Origin of the sequence: Mesorhizobium sp. M7D.F.Ca.US.004.03.1.1, from assembly GCF_003998635.1 — a bacterium.
Classification (GTDB): domain Bacteria; phylum Pseudomonadota; class Alphaproteobacteria; order Rhizobiales; family Rhizobiaceae; genus Mesorhizobium; species Mesorhizobium loti.
The window spans coordinates 1-1,509 of sequence record NZ_RZQG01001200.1 but is presented as its reverse complement, the minus strand read 5'-3'; the positions used below and the strand labels follow the sequence as shown (position 1 = coordinate 1,509).

Below are 1,509 nucleotides of genomic sequence, written 5' to 3'. Positions count from 1 at the left end.
CGTCGGCGGCCGTCTCACCCGGTGCGGCGGAAAAGGCAAACAGGATGTTTTCGGCGCGGCCAGTCCGGCCGAGACCCGGCCGAACTTTTTCCGCGACATCCTTTGCCAGCGATGTCGCACCTCGACCTTCGCCCACCGTGCCCGAAAACGGATCGCTGCGGCAGGCGTCGAGCATGATCAGGCCGACCTTGGCCGTGGCGGCCACGGTGTCGCGCACCTCCTCCAGCGGCAGGCTGGTTTTCTCCAGCGCATCGAGCGAGGAGGCGTCGGCGTCGACCGGGAGCAGCCGGTTGTCGCCAGAGATTTCGACGCCGTGGCCGGAGAAATAGACCAGCGCCACGTCGGCGCCTTTGGCATCGTCTCGAAAATCGTCGAGCGCGCGGCGCATGCGCCGCAGGTCGCGGTTGGTTTCGAGAACGACCTCGAAGCCGAGCTTCTTCAGCACCGCTCCCATCGCCTCGCCGTCATGGACCGGATTGGCAAGCGGCCGGATCAGGCGGTAGTCGTCGTCGGCTATGACCAGGGCCACGCGCCGCTCAGCCACCGCGGTGGCGGTGGTCATGAGCATCAGCAGCAAGGCAAAAAGCAAACGCAAGTCGAACCGCCCCCCGGCTTGTCCATTTGCGCGAACATTCCACCTCTTTATGGCATGAGCAAGCCGGGCTTTTGCCGGAAAACCAGCGCTTTCAGGCAGCCCGCATCGGCTTCAGAGCCTCGCTCCAGCGCAACAGCTCGTCGAGCATGGTTTTGGCTCCGCCCTGCACCTGTTCGCTGGCGTTGAAGGCGCCGTTCTCGTCGAGCAGTTTCTGATACATCGGCAGCGCGACGCCTTCCGAGATTGGCATGACACCCACCGAGGTCAGCAGCGGCTTCAGCGCTTGCGCCGCGCGCAGGCCGCCGGAGACGCCGCCATAGCTGAAAATGGCGGCAGCTTTGTACTTCCATTCGCGCGAGAGATAGTCGATCGCGTTGACGATCGCCGGCGCCACGAAATAATTGTATTCCGGCGCCACGAAGACGAAGGCATCGGCGGCGTCGATCGACTTGGACCAAGCCTTGGTATGGTCGTTCTGGTAATTGCCAAGCCTTGGATGGTGCGGTTCGTCCAGCACCGGAAGCTTGAACGTATCGATGTCGGTCAGCACCGGCTCGAACTTTCCATGCTCGCGCGCGAAGCTCTCCAGCCACTCGGCAAAAACCGGTCCGGCGCGGCCCGGCCGCGTGCTGCCGATGATGATGTTCAACTGGTGCTTCAAGGCGGGCTCCTGCGGTGGCGGTATCTATTGGTGACTGCCACCTAAGGCATGCCGCTCGGGGCAACAAGAAGGCACTTCGCGGTAACCGGTCACATTCCGGAGAGCAGGAGCCTTGCCGTTCGGTCACATGGACGCCTGCTTTGCGGCCCACTACATTGGGTCATCAGCGGAGCACAGCATGGACATCCAGCCCGCCCCCTTCGTCCCCCCGGCGCCGAAGCCGCGCACGACGCCGCCCTCGACGCTGGAGATG

General features: G+C 63.9%; 2 protein-coding genes. Both read right to left on the bottom strand.

Annotated elements, in window-relative coordinates; all coding sequences use genetic code 11:
• The coding region (locus tag EN935_RS35545) for a caspase family protein (protein WP_164771662.1) at positions 1-595 on the bottom strand (595 nt) is incomplete at its 3' end.
• Between the two features lie 91 nt (positions 596-686).
• Positions 687-1,256 carry an NADPH-dependent FMN reductase gene (locus tag EN935_RS35540; RefSeq protein WP_127265456.1) on the bottom strand — a complete coding sequence of 190 codons (570 nt, stop codon included), beginning with the start codon at positions 1,254-1,256 and terminating at the stop codon, positions 687-689.
• Positions 1,257-1,509: the final 253 nt, after the last annotated feature.